Here is a 17446-nt window from a genome sequence, read left to right as displayed (position 1 = left end):
ATGTGAAAAATTTCCACATTTCCACATTTTGACTTTTATGACTATATTTAAGGATTAAAAATTTTTCATAACGCTTAGCGAATGCTGATAAAATGTTTTAATTTTCATGTAGCTTATTACTACAAAGTAATATAAGAATATGCAGGATAAATGTACTTAAATTAAAAAGAATTTTTCAAAGAAATTTCCATATTAAGCTGATTATTAAATGCTATTTTTTCTATGTAATTTCAAAAAACCAAAATACTAAAAAGTCTATGTGCTAGGAATATTAGTAAAAAAGATATTATCAAGTTGGAAACAAAATAAAAAAACTCTCAATTTCGAGAGTTAAATTTACATAAGTTTGAAAATGAGCTTAATAAGCGTGGATTTATTCTTGAATTTTAACTTTCTAAAGACAAAGAAAACATAATTACGAACTTTTCTATTCTTAAATAGCGAAATTTTTAAATTTGCACTAAAATCTGCTAAATTATTATTTTTAATTATGTTTTTTACCACTAATCTAATAATTACGTTAATTACATCAAGAGTTTTGAGTAAGTAATCATCTGAAAGTACAATAGCAAGAACATCTTGCATTAAGTTTTGAATTTGAGATTCACTGAATTTTTTATCAGTTGCTTTTGAAATAAAATATTGAATTAATTTCATAGAAGTTTTATAGCAAATATCTTGTGCGAATCATAAGCGAATTCATTTTAAAGCATACATTGAGCTGTCAGTGTAGAATTTTGCATATTGTTGACGACTTCCTGAACTAGTTAATGCGTTTAAAAGGCCTTGATATGATTTAATATCTTTGTTATTAAGAATAATTTCCTCAATAATACTATTTACTATCATTGGAATATCATCAGTGAAGAAATTGATTAAAGGCTTTTGCGTTAGTATTTGTTTAAATTCAATAATATCTTGTTCATAATCGTAATTTAAATGTTTAGCTACACCAATGGTTAAATTGCAAATAATACTAATTAATTTAGGTGCTAAATAACTTGCTAAGTTGAATGAAATAATATTAAGAATTTTGATTAATTCCGCTTTGTCATAGTTAATTAAGCTTGAATTTAATACTGCATAAAGCGATTTAAAAATTAAGGTTTTATTTTTTAATATATGTGTGATAGCTTTAAAAATATCATTTAATTCAGTGTGATTTGATTTAATTAATCCATCTAAACTTTCTTGTAATTTGTTTAATACATCGCTAAGTAATTCGGATTTGATTCCTGTTTGCATAATTTCATTAACTAGCTTTTCTAATTCAGTGTGCTTGTTAATGTAATTTAGTAATAATTTATCTTTATCAAGTATTTTGTATAAGTCAGTTTCAAAAATATTATATGAAATATTTTTTGCACTTGCTGTAATTCATCCAGTGAACTGAGTAAGGCGTTTTGGATAATTTTTATAATTTCTTTTTGGTAGCATTGCTTTATCGAAATCATTTAAATTATCTAAAAATCCTTCAGTTGTTTCACTGAATATATCGGCTAAATTATCAACTGGTTCTAATTGATATTTATAAAACTTATAATCTTTAGTTCAAAATATTTTGTTAAAGTCATAAATATCTAAATTTGAGATATTAACTTCCTTAGTTGAAAGTTTGATGTAAAGATCCATAGCCATTTTTTTATAGGCACGATAATTAGGGTGAATATCATAATAAATTGCGGATAACTCACTAGCATGTTGATGTCAATATTGATTATTATAAAGTGAAACGAAGTTAAGACCAGATTTTGAACTGATTTCCTTTAAGTTGTTATTAAGTAGACCAATAATATTTTCTAATGTATTAGTTTTTAAAACTGTTTGTTGCACTTTAAAAATATGTTTGTCTAATGCTTGCTGCAACATTAAAAACGGAACTGGATAAGAAATGATATTTATATTTGCATTTGGAGAAGCAAATTGCTTAATGCGGTCGACAAATTTTTGTAAGTTGCTAGTAGCTATTGACATAATTTCATCATATCCAGTTTTGACATAGTCATAAAAGATTTCATAACCAGTATTGGTTTCGATTGCATCTAATAGTTCTTGTGTGTGATTATTAAAGATATATCAAAATACTAAATAAAAGAAATCCATTGCACCAATGGTAATAGTAATTAAGTTTGCTTTTGCAATATTTTGCATAACTTCATCACGAGTATAACCTTCTTTACTTAAAGCATCAGCCACAATATTATGTGGATCAACTTTAGTTACATCCTCTTCTAAATAATTGATTCAATCAGTTATACTAGTTCCGGAAACTGCATAGTTTGCAAAATAACTTAATTTATTAGTTTTATTTAATATTTCAGCAAAATAGCTTCCTAATGAACTCCCGTTAACAACTTTTCCATCTTGAAATTGACCTGGATAATCCTTATCAATAAAACCATCAAAACCAGCAGTGATAGAATCACCTAAGGCTATGTAATAGACTTCTTCGTCTTTTTTAATTAAGTTTGCAGAAGTTTCTTTAGTTAAATTGCTTAAGTTATCCTCGATTACTAAATTGTATTTTTGACGGATATTTCCCTCAATTTCAATGCGGTCTTTTTCAATTTTGTCTGATAAAACTTTCCCAAGCATTTCAAGAGCTTTAATTAATAAATCACTTTTTTTCATATTTGACTCCATTAAAATTTTACCTTAATTTTTACCTAAAAAATTACTGATTAGTCCTATATTGGTTAAAAAATGCTTTTTCCACATCATTTCCACAAAATGGAATAGTTTTCACTATTTTTAGCAAAATTTTTTATAATATTAATGTGCAATATATACAAAGTATATATAACAAGGAGGAACAATGTATTTAGAAAAAGTTAAATCAGCTCAGAAGGCTTGGATAGCTTATGTAGTAATATCAATTTTTGTATCAATTGCTACTGTTGGATTTTTCTTTTTACCTGGAATATTGGTCGGGAACATGGATTTCAAGTTAGAATGATTGTTGAATTGATGAACACAAGATATTACACACATTGTCGGAATAGTAATTTACGGTTTATTTATAATTGCGGTGTCAATTGCTTGATTAGTTGCATTTATCAAAACATGTATTGCTGCTTCAATACCGGTACAATCCGGAAAAGGTGTGACAATTGCGGGAATTATTTTATTATTCATCATCCCATTAATTGGATTTATTCTTGTTTTAGTTGGACTTAGCCAAATTAAAAGAGCAGTTATTACTGGACAATTTACATATTCACCAAATATGTACTACCAACAAGGACAATACAATCCAATGAATAATCCTAACTTTAGAAATAATGCACAATATAATGGGCAAAATCAAGGATTTAACAATGACCCATATTTTAAAGGATAGAAATGAATTTAAATATTAAAAAAATTAACACAGCTATTGGATTACAAATAGCATTACTTGTACTAGGGGTATTATCACTATTTATAGTAATACCATTATTTGTATCTTATATAGGATATGCATTATCTATTGCAAGTTCTAAGGGTGATACTGCTGGTGATATTGATGCACTAATGAGTAAAATGGTCGCATTTGTAATTGCAACCAGTGTATTTTCATTAGTTTATTTTGCAGTATTAATACCTGCAGTTATTTATGTAATTTTATCTGCTACTTTACCAGATAAATCATTTGAATATAACAATGCAAAAACATTAATTTGAATTGGATTTGGACTTTCATTCTTAATAGGTTTTATAGGTAATATTATTACTTTAGTAGGACTTGTTAAAGCTAAAAAAGTCTTTATGCAAAAACAACCTGAAATTTTTTAAGGAGTATTTATGAATAAAAATGTTCAAAAAATCACTACTGCTATGAATATGTGGATTGCTGCAATTGTGCTAGCTTGTATTGAAGTCCTTATTTATGTTATTTTTGCAGCAGTTACCATAAGTTCAGTATCAACAAGTGCTGTATCAGGTACTCCAGGAACTGGTGCTTCTTTAATTTTCTTAGCGTTTGTGTGAATAATTGGAATTGCAATTTTTGTGGTAGGTATTTTAGCTTTAGTATTTACAGCTTTAGCTGCAACAATCGAATGCAATGATCCTAATTATTTATCAGCAAGAACTTTAATGTGAGTAGGATTCGGGCTTACATTTATCACAGGACCAATTGGGGCTATTATAGCTTTAGTTGGATTAAGCCAAGCTAAAAGAATATTTAACAATCCAGAAGTTGTTGTAGTAGTTGAAGAAAAAGAAGAATCAAAAGAATAAGAGGCATTAAGTTGACAAGCAATTGTCAACTTTTATTTTTCCTAATTTTGCTTAACAATAGGAGTAATAGATTGATATATAGTCTTATTTTGCAAAATAAAAATGCAATTGACTTGCATTAATATCTATCTTTGGTTCTTAAGAAACATAATACATTTCTTAAGCTTGTTCTATATACATAATTTGAATATCATTCTTTATCTTTCATTTGGTATGTTCATCTGTATTTTTCTCAAGTTTTAATATATTTAACTCTACCAAAGAATTGATAATACATAAAGATTAATACCCCTAGGATAATGAAGATAATAGCAACTACTGAGTAAAGTCCATATGATTCTTCTCTAAGTGGTTCCATTGCAGCACGAGTAACACCATATCAAACTAAATATAATGCTCCTGTAGCTCCAGGTTTAAATACTCCAAAGTAATTAAATACTCAGCAAAGTAAAACGTACCCAACTAAGTTAGCGATACCTTCATATAAGAATAAAGGATATCTATAAGCCCCAGGAAGTCCTAAAGCATCAGTGGTTGCATCAGAAATATACATGTTATCAGCAAATGTATGACCGAGACTAATTACACTGCTTCCATCTCAATCAATTCTTCCATAGACCTCATGGTTAGCGTAGTTTCCGAAACGACCAACGAATTGTCCGACTAAAACTGCTGGTAAAATGTAACTAAAACATTTTCTTAAATCAACGTAATTTCTTTTAGTATATAAATACATAGCATCCAAGACAGCGGCTAAAATAACCCCTCCTTGAATACTCATTCCCCCTTCTCACAAGGCATACCAGTGCGAACCTGGAAATGGATTTTGTGGATTATAAATCAATCTTTCAATTACATAACCTAAACGACCACCAAAAATCCCTGCTGGTACTGTAATTATAATTAGCACAAATAGGATATTTAGATCTCATTCTTCTTTGTATCAGAAAAAGAATACAGTTAAAATAGAGAATAAGAATCCAAACATAATCATCAATGAATACAAGTGCATTTGATAATTACCTACAGTGAATAGAATTGTTGGAGTTCCTTCGGCTATCGGAGCATTTGGTAAATATGAAGGTAAATTATTCATCGTTCTCCTTTTGTGCTCTTTCATATAGCATATCTACTACATTCATACCTGCATTACGAGCTAAATAAGTATTAACTGCAGCTTTAATTAATGAAGCTGCTGAACCACCCTCTTTAATAGGTATTTGCATTTTTTTAATGCTTCTACCAAAAATTGGGTATTCTAAATAATCAGTTCCCAGACGGTCAAAATCATTTTTACCTTCTTGACGAACTAATTCAATGACTAAATCAATAATTGAGGATTTTGCAACAGAAGACACTCCATAAAGTTGAGTAATGTCTACTAAACCAATCCCTCTGATTTCAAGGAAATTACGAGTAATTGCAGGTGAAGAACCAATAAAGATATTTCCGTTATCTTTAATTAACACAGCATCGTCAGAAACTAAAACGCTACCTTGTTGGATTAATTGTAAAGCTGCTTCAGATTTACCAATTCCACTTTCTCCGGTAATAAGCACACCAGTACCACCTATAAGAACTAATGTACCATGTACTTGGGTCATTTCACCAAAGTAGTTATTTAAATATGAACCAATGTTAGTTGAAATGTAAGAAGTTGACATTCTAACTAATGCAACTGGGATTTTGTATTTATTAGCTAAATCAATAACTCAGTTGATAGCAGGCTTATTAAATCCTTTAGATAAGATTACAAGCGGAGGTTTACGTCTAAAAACCCATTCGATTGCTTCACAAGCTTTCTTTTTACCAATAAGTGAAAATCAAGTTGATTCAGCTGTACCTCAAGCGATAACGTTTTTAGATAAACGATCGTTTTCAAAATGTTCAGCAAGTTCAAGACCAACTCTTTTGATAGCGGGTTGATAAATATCATTAAATTCTAATTCAACATCTCTACCATTAATTAACTTGAGGTCAAAGAAGTCAATTATCTTTTTAACATTTATTTTCTTTTTATCTTTACTCATAAGTGTCCTTAATTAAATATTTATTTAATTATATATTTTTAATTTTTTTATATAAACATAAATTTTAGGTAATATCAAGGCGAATTTAGTAAAAAAATCGTTGCATTGCAACGACTAATAAAGGATTTTTCTAAGGAATTCTCCAGTATAACTTTTTGGTGATTGAGCAACTTGCTCAGGTGTTCCTTGAGCAACCACTTGACCTCCGTGAATACCTCCATCAGGCCCTAAATCAATAATGTGATCACAAGATTTAATTACATCTAAATTGTGTTCTATGACTACCACAGTGTCTCCACCGTCAACAATTCGATTTAAAATAGCAATTAATTTCTTAACATCATGGGTATGAAGTCCAGTTGTAGGTTCATCAAGTACATAAACAGTTTTACCGGTTGGCTTCTTTTGTAAATAGGTAGCAAGTTTAACTCTTTGTGCTTCACCACCTGAAAGTGTAGTTGACATTTGACCTAGTTTAATATATCCGAGTCCAACATCATTTAAGATTTGTAATTTTTCAACTATTTTAGCTTTGTGTTTGAAAAATTCGAGTGCTTCTTCAACAGACATATCTAGAATTTGAGAAATGTTTTTCTTGTGATATAAAATTTCAAGAGTTTCACGGTTATATCTTTGACCATCACATTGATCACATTGCACAAAAACATCGGGTAAAAAGTGCATTTCAATTTTAATGTATCCATCTCCAGAACATTTTTCACATCTTCCGCCAGGGACATTGAAACTAAAACGAGATTTTGTATATCCTCTAGCACGAGATTCAGCTATATTACCAAATATATCCCTAATATCATCAAATACACCTGTATAGGTAGCTGGATTTGATCTCGGAGTTCTTCCGATTGGAGATTGATTTACTGCAATAACTTTATCAACATTACTTAAGCCTTGAATAGATTTAAATTTAGCTTTCTTGTGGCTTAATCCTTCCATTAATCCGAGTGAATATTGAATACCACGAACAAAAATTTCATTAATTAAAGTACTTTTCCCAGAACCTGAAACACCAGTGATACCTACTAATTTACCTAGAGGTAAGGTTACGTCGATATTTTTCAGGTTGTTTTCTCTTGCACCCTTAATAATAATTTCGTTTCCATTTCCTTTTCTACGATACAATGGAACTTCAATTTTTCATTCATGGGAAAGGTATTTTCCAGTAATTGAATTTTCATTTGCGATAATGTCTTCTAATTTACCTTGAGCAACTATTTGTCCACCATGAATTCCTGCTTGTGGTCCGATATCCACAATATAATCAGCCGAAAACATTGTGTCTTCATCGTGTTCAACCACAATTAAAGTGTTTCCGATATCCACCATTTTTCTTAAGGTTTCAATAAGTTTTAAATTATCTTTTTGGTGTAATCCAATTGAAGGTTCATCAAGAACATAAAGCACTCCGGTAAGGTTTGAACCAATTTGAGTAGCAAGTCTAATTCTTTGAGCCTCACCACCAGAAAGTGTTTCAGCATTACGGCTTAGGGTTAAATAATCTAAACCAACATTTTTTAAGAATCCTAAACGATCTAATAATTCTTTAGTAATTAAGTTAGAAATTTGTTTTTCACTTTCACTTAAAGAATTTACAAGATTTTGTATTTCGTTTAAACAATCTTCAATTGAAAGCAGAGTAAATTCATAAATATTTTTACCATTAACCCTTACTGCAAGAGCTGATTGATTTAATCTTGAACCTTTACATACAGAACATTCAAATGATCCCATGTATTTTTTCAATCATTCTCTGATTCTTTCTGAAGAAGTTTCATAATACATACGTTGAATTTTAGTAAGAATTCCTTCGATAACTCTATCTCTACGAGTTACATTATTGGATGATGAAACTAATGTATAAGCAATTGGTTCATAGCTTCCGTATTTAATAATGTTTACTTTTTCTTCAGGTAAATCTTCAATTGCTATATCAAGCGGGATGTTGTAATGTTTAAGTAATTGTTCAAATTCTTGTCATTCTAAATTTTGTGTATTAATTGTATTTTCAAAATATTTAATTGCACCTTCTTTGATACTTCTTCAAGGCTCGGGAACAATTGAATCAAAATCTGCTTTAAACTCTACTCCGAGCCCTTTACAGCTTTCACACATTCCATAAGGAGCATTGAATGAGAATAATCTAGTTTCAATTTTAGGCATATTAAAATCTTTATAAATACATGAGTGAGTTTTAGAAAAATTAAATATTTCATTAGTTTCAATATTTTGTACACTAACTAATCCATTTGCATACAAGGTTGCTGCATCAATATCTTCAGCAATTCTATTGTAATTGGCTTCATTAAGCACAACACGGTCAATTTGTAAATCAATAGAGTGCTTTTGATTTTTGTTTAATTGAATTTTATCTTCTAATAATAAAATTTCACCATCAACTTTAACTCTTAGATATCCTTCTTTTTTAAGTTTATCCAGTAAATTAGCATGTGCACCTTTTTCACTATCTACAAGTGGTGCATAAATTACTAATTTGCTATTTTCGGGTAGTTGATATAAAGAATTTAAAATATCTTTAGTAGTTTGTGAAGCAATTTCAATATTATGATTAGGACAATAAACTTTACCAATCCGAGCGAATAAAAGTCTGAAGTAATCATAAATTTCGGTAACTGTTCCAACTGTAGAACGAGGGTTATTATGTACTGTTTTTTGTTCAATTGAAATTGAAGGAGAAAGACCTTCGATTTTATCAACATCAGGTTTTTTAGTTCCACCTAAAAACATACGAGCATATGAGGAAAGCGAATCAACATATCTTCTACGTCCTTCTTCATAAATAGTATTAAAGGCTAAAGAACTTTTACCACTACCACTAAGCCCTGTAAATACAATAAGTTGATTTTTAGGAATTGTTAAATCAATATTTTTTAAGTTATTTTCTCTAGCACCTTTAATAATTAATAAATCTTCTTTATGCATTATTCTTCCTCCTCTATTGCTTTATTTTTTTCATCAATTTCTAATTCAAGTAAGATATCTCTTAACTTAATTGCTCTTTCATAATCAAGCTCTTTTGCGGCTTGTTCCATTTGTTTTCTAATTTCATCAATTGCTTTTTGTTTTTCTTTTTTAGTAACTCTACCCTTATTTTGTGATTTATTAATAATAGCTTCAATTGCATTTGAAATATCATGACCTTCAATCGGTTCAGGAATTGGCTTAATAATAGTTTTAGGAACTATATTATGAATACGATTATATTCAAGCTGCATAGCTCTTTTTTCATTATTATCATCGATACATTTTTGCATGCTTGGAGTTATCTTATCTGCATAAAAAATAGCTTGCCCATTTGCATTTCTAGCTGCCCGACCAGTAATTTGGATTAAACTTTCAGCGTTCCGCATAAATCCTTCTTTATCTGCATCCAGCACAATTACTTTAGAAACTTCTGGTATATCCATCCCTTCACGAAGTAAGTTAATTGCGACCACTACTTCATAAGTTCCTTTTCTGAGTTTTCTAAGAATTTCATTTCTAACAAAAGTATTAAAGTCTGAATGTAAATAAGCTGACTTAATTCCTTTTTCAAGTAAATAAGTAGATAAGGCTTCTGCTTGTTTTTTTGATCAAGTTAAAATTAAGGTTCGAGAATTGCTTTCTCTTTGTTTTATTAAAGTATCATAAATATCTTGAATTTGATCTTTAGTTGGTTTAATGATTATTTCAGGATCTACTAACCCAGTAGGACGAACAAAAAGCTTTGCAATTTTTCCTTCAGATTTATTTAATTCATATTCTCTAGGTGTAGCTGAAATATAAATCTTTTGAAAATCAAAAGCATTTTCTCATTCATCAAAATTTAGAGGTCTATTTTCAAGGGCCGAAGGTAATCTAAATCCATAATCAACTAAGTTTTCTTTTCTACTTCTATCACCAGCATACATTCCACCAACTTGTGGGATAAGTTTGTGGGATTCATCAATAAACATTAAAGAATCTTTAGGAAAGTAATCAAGTATAGTATAAGGTCTTTGACCAAAATCTCTACCATCTAGATACATAGAGTAATTTTCAATACCTTTGCAAATCCCAAATTCCTTCATATCATCCATATCATTATGAACTCTTTGAGAAATTCTAGAAGCTTCCAAAATTTTTCCTTCTTTTTGGAAATATGCAATTCTTTTATCTAGTTCTTTTTGGATTTTTGGAATTATTTCATCATAAACAGTGTTTTCAGTAGCATAAGCATTTCCGGGTGAAAGTACATAGATTTTATGTTTCTTAATTACATCTTTAGTTAGTGGATCGATTTCAGCGATTTCTTCAATTTCATCTCCGAAAAAAGAAATCCGAATTGCGATTTCTTCATTATCGGCTGGGCGAATAATAATGTTATCACCTTTTACTGTAAAATCTCCAGGTTCCTGAGTGGTATCATTACGGTCATATTTGATTTGAATTAATTTATTAGTAAATTCTTTAACTGAAATTTCTTGACCTTGAAAAAATCTGAAGAAAGAATCTTTATAAACTTCAGGATTAAGTGCACCATAAATTGCACTAACGCTAGCAACTACAATAACATCTTTTCTAGTCATAAGTGAGTTAATTGCACTAAGTCTTAAAATTTCAATTTGTTCATTAGTTTGAGAATCCTTATCAATATAAACATCAGTTGAAGGAATATAAGCCTCAGGTCTATAATAATCAAAATAAGATATAAAATATTCCACAGCATTTTCAGGAAAGAATCCTTTTAATTCGCTGTAGAGTTGTGAAGCTAATGTTTTGGTGTGAGAAAGCACAATAACAGGGCGGTCAAATTCTTTAATAACATTTGCGATTGTAAATGTTTTTCCTGAACCAGTAACCCCTTGAAGGACTTGCTCTTTATCTCCGTGTTTAATTCCTTCAACTAACTGTTGAATTGCTTTAGGCTGATCTCCAGTTGGTTGATAATTTGAATGTAATTTAAATATTCCCATAAGTTCCTTAATTATATTATTTTTTAAATATTGTTTAAGTATAAAAAGCATTATAAATATGCTAAAAAATATTTTTTTTGCACTTTTTGCAATTTAAAGCAAAAAATCGTACAGATTATAAACACACCACTGTACGATTTAGATTTTATTAGTTGAATTAACGAATTAACGTGTACTTCATCTAAATGATTTAGCTGATAATCCGATTAATAGAATACTTCATGCATAAGGTAAAATGAAGTTAATTATATTTTCGGCTTTTGACCCTATGTATAAGAGGTCTTTAGTAGTTACACCGCTACTTGCTAACATAATATATGAATTAGATAAGTTTTTAAATTCTGATCTTTTCATAATTAATTCAGTTAATTGATGAGCATTTTGATTTAATGTATCTAAAGTTACATTACTAATTAAATCTTGAACAAGTTTAGCTTCACTTCCATTTTCTTTTGGTGAAATAACTAAGTTTGTAATGAAATCTTTTGCTGAAGCATTATTATTTAACACTTCTTCTAAACTATGCGCAACACTTTGTTGAATTACAACTTCACTAGGTACTATTAAGGGTTGATAAGATTTTAAAGTATTAATTGAACAATATAAATCTGAAACATTAAATATATTATATTTTTCAAATGCTATGCTAGTGTATTCTTTACCAGCAATATTATTTAATTTATGAAGCAGTTCATTTATTTGAGAAGCAAATCCTTCACCTTGAATAATTGGATATGTTTTTGAAACCGCTGTATATTTAGCAATAGATTCTAAATAAGCTTCTAAATCACCAACAGTATATAGTTCTGTTCCATTAAGTCCGAAATTAACTTCTTTATTATTTATTTGAGCTAAATATGAAAGTGCAGCTTTACCTTCAAAAGCCATTTTGTTTTGTGTTATTGGCGATTTGAAAGGAGTTAAATATGATAATCATCACATTCCTTTAACTTCTGATACAGCTACCATTGGGAATACTTGTCCAGTTAAAAACATAGAAATAATTAATAAAGTTGAACCGATAGCTTGAATCATTAAAATAGATTTGGAAACAGAAACTATAAATAATCCAACAGCTAATGATACTAAGGTTAAGGTAAATAAAGAATAAATTAATCCTCAGATTTCGATTTGTCCAAATAGTTTTTTGAGCGAACTTAAAGTAATGTTATATTGTGTTCCACCTATCATTTGTTCATAAACAACTTTTCCTTCATTAAAATAATTTGGACCAAAAATAATAACAGCAAATAGTAAGGTTCATAAACCACTAAAAAGCATAATAATGAAATAATATGATGCTACATATAGTAAGAATCTTAAAGGCTTAATGTTAGTTGCACCGATTCTTTTTAATAATGTAGATTTCTTAAACTCAAAAATTGCAGTTGGTAAGGAAACGCAAGCAATTGCTACTGGACCAATGGTTAATGAAGACGAAATAATCATAGGATAATTAAAGATCAATCCACATATTAGAATGAAAATAATTGGATAACCAAAAGCGAAAAATGGACCAACAAAGGCTTTTCAAAAATGAATGTTTATTAATGCAAAAATTCCGTTAAAGCTCGTTTCTGTTTTGCTTTTAACTCTAGCTTTTTTATTTAATGTTTTCATATTTATCCTATATATTTATCCAAACAATTTGCTACTGATCCAAAATTCTTTATAACATCTTCTTTAAGTTGATCTAAAATAATTCTTCCTTTGTGCATTATTATAATTCGATCTGCAATTAATTCAATTTCATTAATATCATGTGAAATTAACAAGATACTAGATTGATTTGCGATAGCAAACTTTTTAATAAAATGAATTAAACGAGATTTTATCTTTATGTCTAAACCAGTGGATAATTCGTCTAAAATAATTAATTTTGGACAGTGTATTATTGAAAGTAACGCATTTAATCTTTGCTGTTGACCCCCAGAAAGAGAAGAAGCTTTATTAAATATAAATTCATCAACTCCAAAAATTTTAATTAAGTTATCAATATCTTCTTGACCTAGTGCGCTACCGTAAATTTTTTGCATAGATTTAATCACATCGCTAACACTTAAACCTTGTGGATAAGAAGAATCTTGAAATTGAATCCCGATTAATGAATTAGTATTTGATTTTTCATTTTCAAAGTGATATACAATCTCTCCTTTAGTAGGTTTTGAAATACCTACTATCATTTCAACAGTAGTAGTTTTACCAGCTCCATTTGAGCCTAATAATGCAACATTTTGCCCTTGATATAAAGTTAAATTCATATTATTTACTGCTTTAAATTTCTTAGCTCTTTTTAAACTAAATTCTTTATCTACAGCATTAATACTAATTAATTTTTCTAAGTCAAATTCTAATGTTTTAACTGCTTCAAAAGTTTCGACTTTATTAGATTGCTGTTGCAATTCTTGCAAAAATTCTTTTGAAATTTTTTGTACATTTTTGATATTTTCATTCATAAAGCATTCCTTAATTTAATTATATATTAATATTAGCTTTTATATTATTAAATAAGTTGTGTAAAAAGTCTATTTTTAAGGCACTTTTGGTTAAAAATAATAAAAAATGCAACCTATTATGATTGCATTAAATATGAATTTTATCATTTATCAATTGATCTACCTTCAGAATCTTTTTGTGCACCGCAGACAGCTAAAATAAAGTCTACAAGTGCTCAAACTCCTAATCCTCCGGCTGTTAATAATTTAGCGATTCCTAATCCAATTCTTCCGGCATAGAATCTATCGATTCCAAATCCACCTAAAAAGAATGAAAGCAATGTTAAAGCAAGTCTGCTTTTATTTGAACTTTGCATATTAACTCCTTAATTAATTTTTGTTCAATAAAATTATATTACTTTTTAGTATCTCCTTTTATAATTAATGTATGGAACAAACAAGAAAAACAACTTTTCATACTTGAGATAAACTTAGGAAAGCAACACTATATGCTGGAATTTGTGTAATATTACTTATTTTTATCGCAACCTTGTGAAAATGAGGAATTATTTCAAATAAAATGCAAGAATCAATTGCAAAATTAAGTGAGCAAGAAAAAGAAGTATTAATTAAAACAGACAACATGCCTAAAATACTACCAAACTTTTGATCTGTAACTGGAACATTTACTTGGATTAGTAATTTAACTGTAGGAATAACTTTAGTATTATTTGCTATTTATCCAAAACATTGATTACATCAAAGAGCCTTATTTTTAGCAAATACATATATCACAATTACTTTTATTGTTTTTTGAACATTAATTTTCCCAGCTTCATTTAAACATTTTGAAGCTGATGTATTTTTTGATTCATTAATCGTGCATTTTATTAATCCGCTTATTTGTTTTGTTTTTGTGATTTTAAATCGTAAAAAAATTCAAGTTACAAAACTTACTATTTGACTTGCGAGTGTGGTAATGGTAGCTTATTGAGCTTTCGCATTAATAGTATTTTTCATCGGAGAACCAATTGCAAATCAATTTGCTACAGTTGCAGGAGTCAAAAACATCTATGACGCAGGTAAATTAGTAGTCTATAAATTCTTAAACTTTAGACAACCACTATTTTACAAAGGTTCTTCAACTGGTATTGTAGTGTTACTTAATTTTGTGATTTTTGTAGTTGGATTCTTCCTTACACCAGGGTTAGGATTTGCTTGAAAATATGCTTTAAAAATTAAGTATGATACTACTACACAGCCTTGAAAGGTTTACTAAGAATTAGCAGTTCAATTATGAACTGTTTTTTATATATAAATTGCATAATTTAATATAATTAAAAAAATTATGATAACAGAAGAATTAATTGTTAAAAAATCTCGCTTTATTGGATATTTATATCCAATATCAGATAAGGAGCAAGTTAAACAACTACTTAGTGAGCTAAGAAGAGAACACAAAAAAGCTCGTCATGTATGTCATGCTTATTTACTTAAGCAAAATGGTGCTGAAAGCGCTGGATTTAGTGACGATGGTGAACCTAAAAACACTGCAGGTAGGCCGATATATGAACTAATTAATTTAAAAGGTGTATCTAATGTCTTAGTAGTTGTTGTTCGCTATTTTGGTGGAATCAAACTAGGAGCTGGTGGTTTAATTAGAGCTTATCGTGAAGCTGCTTCTTTAACAATTAATAAATATCTGCAAGAGAAAGGAAATAATGTTAAAAATTAATTATCAAAAACCTGGAAAAGGAATTATGCTTAAAGCCGCTTATGAAGGAAAAGATTTTCCACAATGAGTTGCTAAAAAACAAGGAAAAATTACAAATAACTTAGAAAAAAATACAGCATACGTTTACTTTGATGAAAAACATCAATCATTAGACGAAATTGCTGCTTACTTCAAAACATTTACTGAAGGAATTAACTTTAGTTATGACATTGATGTTGAATCATTCGTTTTATCAGAACAATTTGATTTTAATCAAGTACTTAGAACAATTTATTCAAAAGTAGAATTTTCAGCTGCTAAATTATTTAAGAAAACAATTGAAAAAGAAGAAAAAAGCAAACACGAAGTTAGCTTATTTATCAATAAAGAAGCTAAGGAGTATCAAGAAGAAATTAATAAACTTGCAATTATTGCTAAAGCTGTTAATGATACAAGAAATCTTCAAATTATGCCTGAAAACTTCTTAAATTCAGAACAACTTGCTGCTAAAATTGCTTCAGATTTTAGTAATATTCCTAATTTAAAAGTTGAAGTATTAACTAAAAATGAAATTCAAGAATTAAACATGGGATTACTTCTTTCAGTTAACAAAGGAAGTACACATGAACCTCGTGTAGTTGTTGTAACATACAACGGAAACAAATCTAATAAAAAAGATCATATCGCTATTGTAGGAAAAGGAATTACATTTGACACAGGTGGTGTAAATACTAAAGGATACCACATGGAAGGCATGAAATATGATATGTCTGGTTCAGTAATCGCTGCTTATGCTGTTAAAGCACTTGCCCAAATGAAAGCTAAAGTAAATGCTTCTGCTGTTATGTGTATTACAGATAATAGAATTAATGCTGATGCTTCATTACCAGAAAATGTTTACCAATCTATGAGTGGAAAATGAGTTGAAGTAGTTGATACAGATGCTGAAGGTCGTTTAGTGCTTGCTGATGGTATCTTCTATGCCGCAGATAGACTTAAAGCTTCAACAATTATTGATGTAGCAACTCTTACAGGTTCAATTCTTGTTGCTTTAGGAAACACATATTCTGGAATTTGATCAACTAATGATGAAAAATTCCAAGTCTTTAATCAAGCAGGGAAAATTGCTCAAGAAAAAATCTGAAGAATGCCGCTACATGAAGATTACAACAAAGGAAATAAAGGCTCAAAAGTTGCTGATTTAGCTTCATGATCACAAACAGTTAGAGTTGATTCATCTCAAGCTGCAATGTTTTTAAAAGAATTTACTAAAGATGTTGATTTTATCCACTGTGATGTTGCTGGAACAGCTGATGTGCAAGGTGAACCACAAGGTGTACTTATTGCAACACTTGTTGAATACGCTTTATTAAACCAAAAATAGTATGTTAATATTTAGTTTTATTTTAGGGTTTTGTGCCTGTTTACCAGTGCTATTTGGTAGTTTTAAACTACTAAGAACTAAAAAAGTTGATGGTTTTTCAGTTATTAGTATTATGGTATCCGAAACTGGATCATTATGCTATTCAATTATGGGATGGAATGATTCAACTTATATAGCAATTTTAGTTTCTGGAGCAGCGGTTTATGCAGCTAATTTAATGCTAATGAGTATTTATTTTGCTTATAGTCAAAATGTTGTTAAGCTAGGCAAATTGCGTTTAAATCATTGATGACAATTTGGGATTAATTTTGCTGCTTGAAGTATTATTTTTGTAGTAGTTGCTTTAGCATTCCACTTCCATCCAGTTGATTCAAAAATATTCCAAGCAATCTTTTCATTCCTAGCACCTGTACTTATTGCAATTGCTGTAATGCCGCAAATTATTGAAACATTTAAAACCAGAGATGTTAAAAACTTATCTCTTCCAATGTTTAGTATTAGTCAATGTTTATGTACTTGCTGAATTATTTGATGATCAATTACAACACATCAAGATCCAACTCCAGCAAATATTATTGGAGTAGCTGCTCAAGTGTTCTTCTTCCTAATTAATATTAATCAGATTATCTTGATTATTTATGAAAGATACCTTAAACCATATAGAGCTAAAAAGAAACAATTAAATTAATTAT

The 17446-nt window shown here is 29.1% G+C and carries 15 protein-coding genes; 7 read left to right on the top strand and 8 right to left on the bottom strand.

What is annotated here, in order from left to right; translation table 4 throughout:
• Window positions 1–336: 336 nt before the first annotated feature.
• Complete coding sequence (locus tag Q8852_RS03655; RefSeq protein ID WP_305937826.1) at window positions 337–2631, bottom strand: SGNH/GDSL hydrolase family protein; 2295 nt, start codon at window positions 2629–2631, stop codon at window positions 337–339.
• Between the two features lie 184 nt (window positions 2632–2815).
• On the opposite strand from Q8852_RS03655, the gene Q8852_RS03650 reads away from it, so the two are divergent.
• The 3 genes from Q8852_RS03650 to Q8852_RS03640 are packed head-to-tail and all read left to right on the top strand — an operon-like array spanning window position 2816 to window position 4221.
• Window positions 2816–3340, top strand: a complete 525-nt coding sequence (locus Q8852_RS03650) for a hypothetical protein (protein WP_305937825.1) — start codon at window positions 2816–2818, stop codon at window positions 3338–3340.
• A gap of 2 nt (window positions 3341–3342) precedes the next feature.
• Window positions 3343–3774: a hypothetical protein gene (locus Q8852_RS03645; RefSeq protein ID WP_305937824.1), complete on the top strand. Its 432-nt coding sequence runs from the start codon at window positions 3343–3345 to the stop codon at window positions 3772–3774.
• Between the two features lie 9 nt (window positions 3775–3783).
• Window positions 3784–4221, top strand: coding sequence for a hypothetical protein (locus Q8852_RS03640; RefSeq protein ID WP_305937823.1), 438 nt, complete (start codon window positions 3784–3786; stop codon window positions 4219–4221).
• A 118-nt stretch (window positions 4222–4339) separates the two neighbouring features.
• Here the strand turns inward: Q8852_RS03640 and lgt are convergent, their stop codons facing one another.
• The 7 genes from lgt to Q8852_RS03605 form a co-directional block, all read right to left on the bottom strand.
• A complete protein-coding gene (gene lgt, locus Q8852_RS03635) occupies window positions 4340–5317 on the bottom strand; it encodes a prolipoprotein diacylglyceryl transferase (RefSeq protein ID WP_305937822.1) in 978 nt (325 codons plus the stop codon).
• Complete coding sequence (hprK, locus tag Q8852_RS03630; protein ID WP_305937821.1) at window positions 5310–6251, bottom strand: HPr(Ser) kinase/phosphatase; 942 nt, start codon at window positions 6249–6251, stop codon at window positions 5310–5312. The genes lgt and hprK overlap by 8 nt, the downstream gene beginning before the upstream one ends.
• A gap of 114 nt (window positions 6252–6365) precedes the next feature.
• The gene (gene uvrA / locus Q8852_RS03625) at window positions 6366–9209 is read right to left on the bottom strand and encodes an excinuclease ABC subunit UvrA (RefSeq protein WP_305937820.1); all 2844 of its coding nucleotides are present in this window, start codon (window positions 9207–9209) and stop codon (window positions 6366–6368) included.
• Window positions 9209–11221, bottom strand: a complete 2013-nt coding sequence (gene uvrB / locus Q8852_RS03620) for an excinuclease ABC subunit UvrB (RefSeq protein ID WP_305937819.1) — start codon at window positions 11219–11221, stop codon at window positions 9209–9211. Before uvrB ends, uvrA begins: the two co-directional genes overlap by 1 nt.
• A 165-nt stretch (window positions 11222–11386) precedes the next feature.
• The gene (locus Q8852_RS03615) at window positions 11387–12841 is read right to left on the bottom strand and encodes an ABC-2 transporter permease (protein ID WP_305937818.1); all 1455 of its coding nucleotides are present in this window, start codon (window positions 12839–12841) and stop codon (window positions 11387–11389) included.
• A gap of 2 nt (window positions 12842–12843) precedes the next feature.
• On the bottom strand, window positions 12844–13677 hold the full coding sequence (locus Q8852_RS03610; RefSeq protein ID WP_305937817.1) for an ABC transporter ATP-binding protein: 834 nt from the start codon (window positions 13675–13677) through the stop codon (window positions 12844–12846).
• Window positions 13678–13817: 140 nt separating this feature from the next.
• A complete protein-coding gene (locus Q8852_RS03605; RefSeq protein WP_305937816.1) occupies window positions 13818–14033 on the bottom strand; it encodes a TM2 domain-containing protein in 216 nt (71 codons plus the stop codon).
• Window positions 14034–14104: 71 nt separating this feature from the next.
• Between Q8852_RS03605 and Q8852_RS03600 the strand changes: the two genes are divergently transcribed.
• The 4 genes from Q8852_RS03600 (at window position 14105) to Q8852_RS03585 (ending at window position 17442) form a co-directional block, all read left to right on the top strand.
• Window positions 14105–14935 (top strand): MAGa3780 family membrane protein, encoded by an 831-nt coding sequence (locus Q8852_RS03600; RefSeq protein ID WP_305937815.1) that lies wholly within the window; start codon window positions 14105–14107, stop codon window positions 14933–14935.
• Window positions 14936–15004: 69 nt separating this feature from the next.
• The gene (locus tag Q8852_RS03595; protein WP_305937814.1) at window positions 15005–15391 is read left to right on the top strand and encodes an IMPACT family protein; all 387 of its coding nucleotides are present in this window, start codon (window positions 15005–15007) and stop codon (window positions 15389–15391) included.
• On the top strand, window positions 15378–16754 hold the full coding sequence (locus tag Q8852_RS03590) for a M17 family metallopeptidase (protein WP_305937813.1): 1377 nt from the start codon (window positions 15378–15380) through the stop codon (window positions 16752–16754). The genes Q8852_RS03595 and Q8852_RS03590 overlap by 14 nt, the downstream gene beginning before the upstream one ends.
• 1 nt (window position 16755) lies before the next feature.
• Window positions 16756–17442 (top strand): PQ-loop domain-containing transporter, encoded by a 687-nt coding sequence (locus Q8852_RS03585; RefSeq protein ID WP_305937812.1) that lies wholly within the window; start codon window positions 16756–16758, stop codon window positions 17440–17442.
• Window positions 17443–17446 lie beyond the last annotated feature (4 nt).

The sequence above is a fragment of the Mycoplasma seminis genome (assembly GCF_030718845.1).
Lineage (GTDB): Bacteria > Bacillota_I > Bacilli_A > Mycoplasmatales > Metamycoplasmataceae > Mycoplasmopsis > Mycoplasmopsis seminis.
The sequence above is the reverse complement of the archived record's forward strand: the minus strand, read 5'-3'. Positions and strand labels throughout refer to the sequence as shown.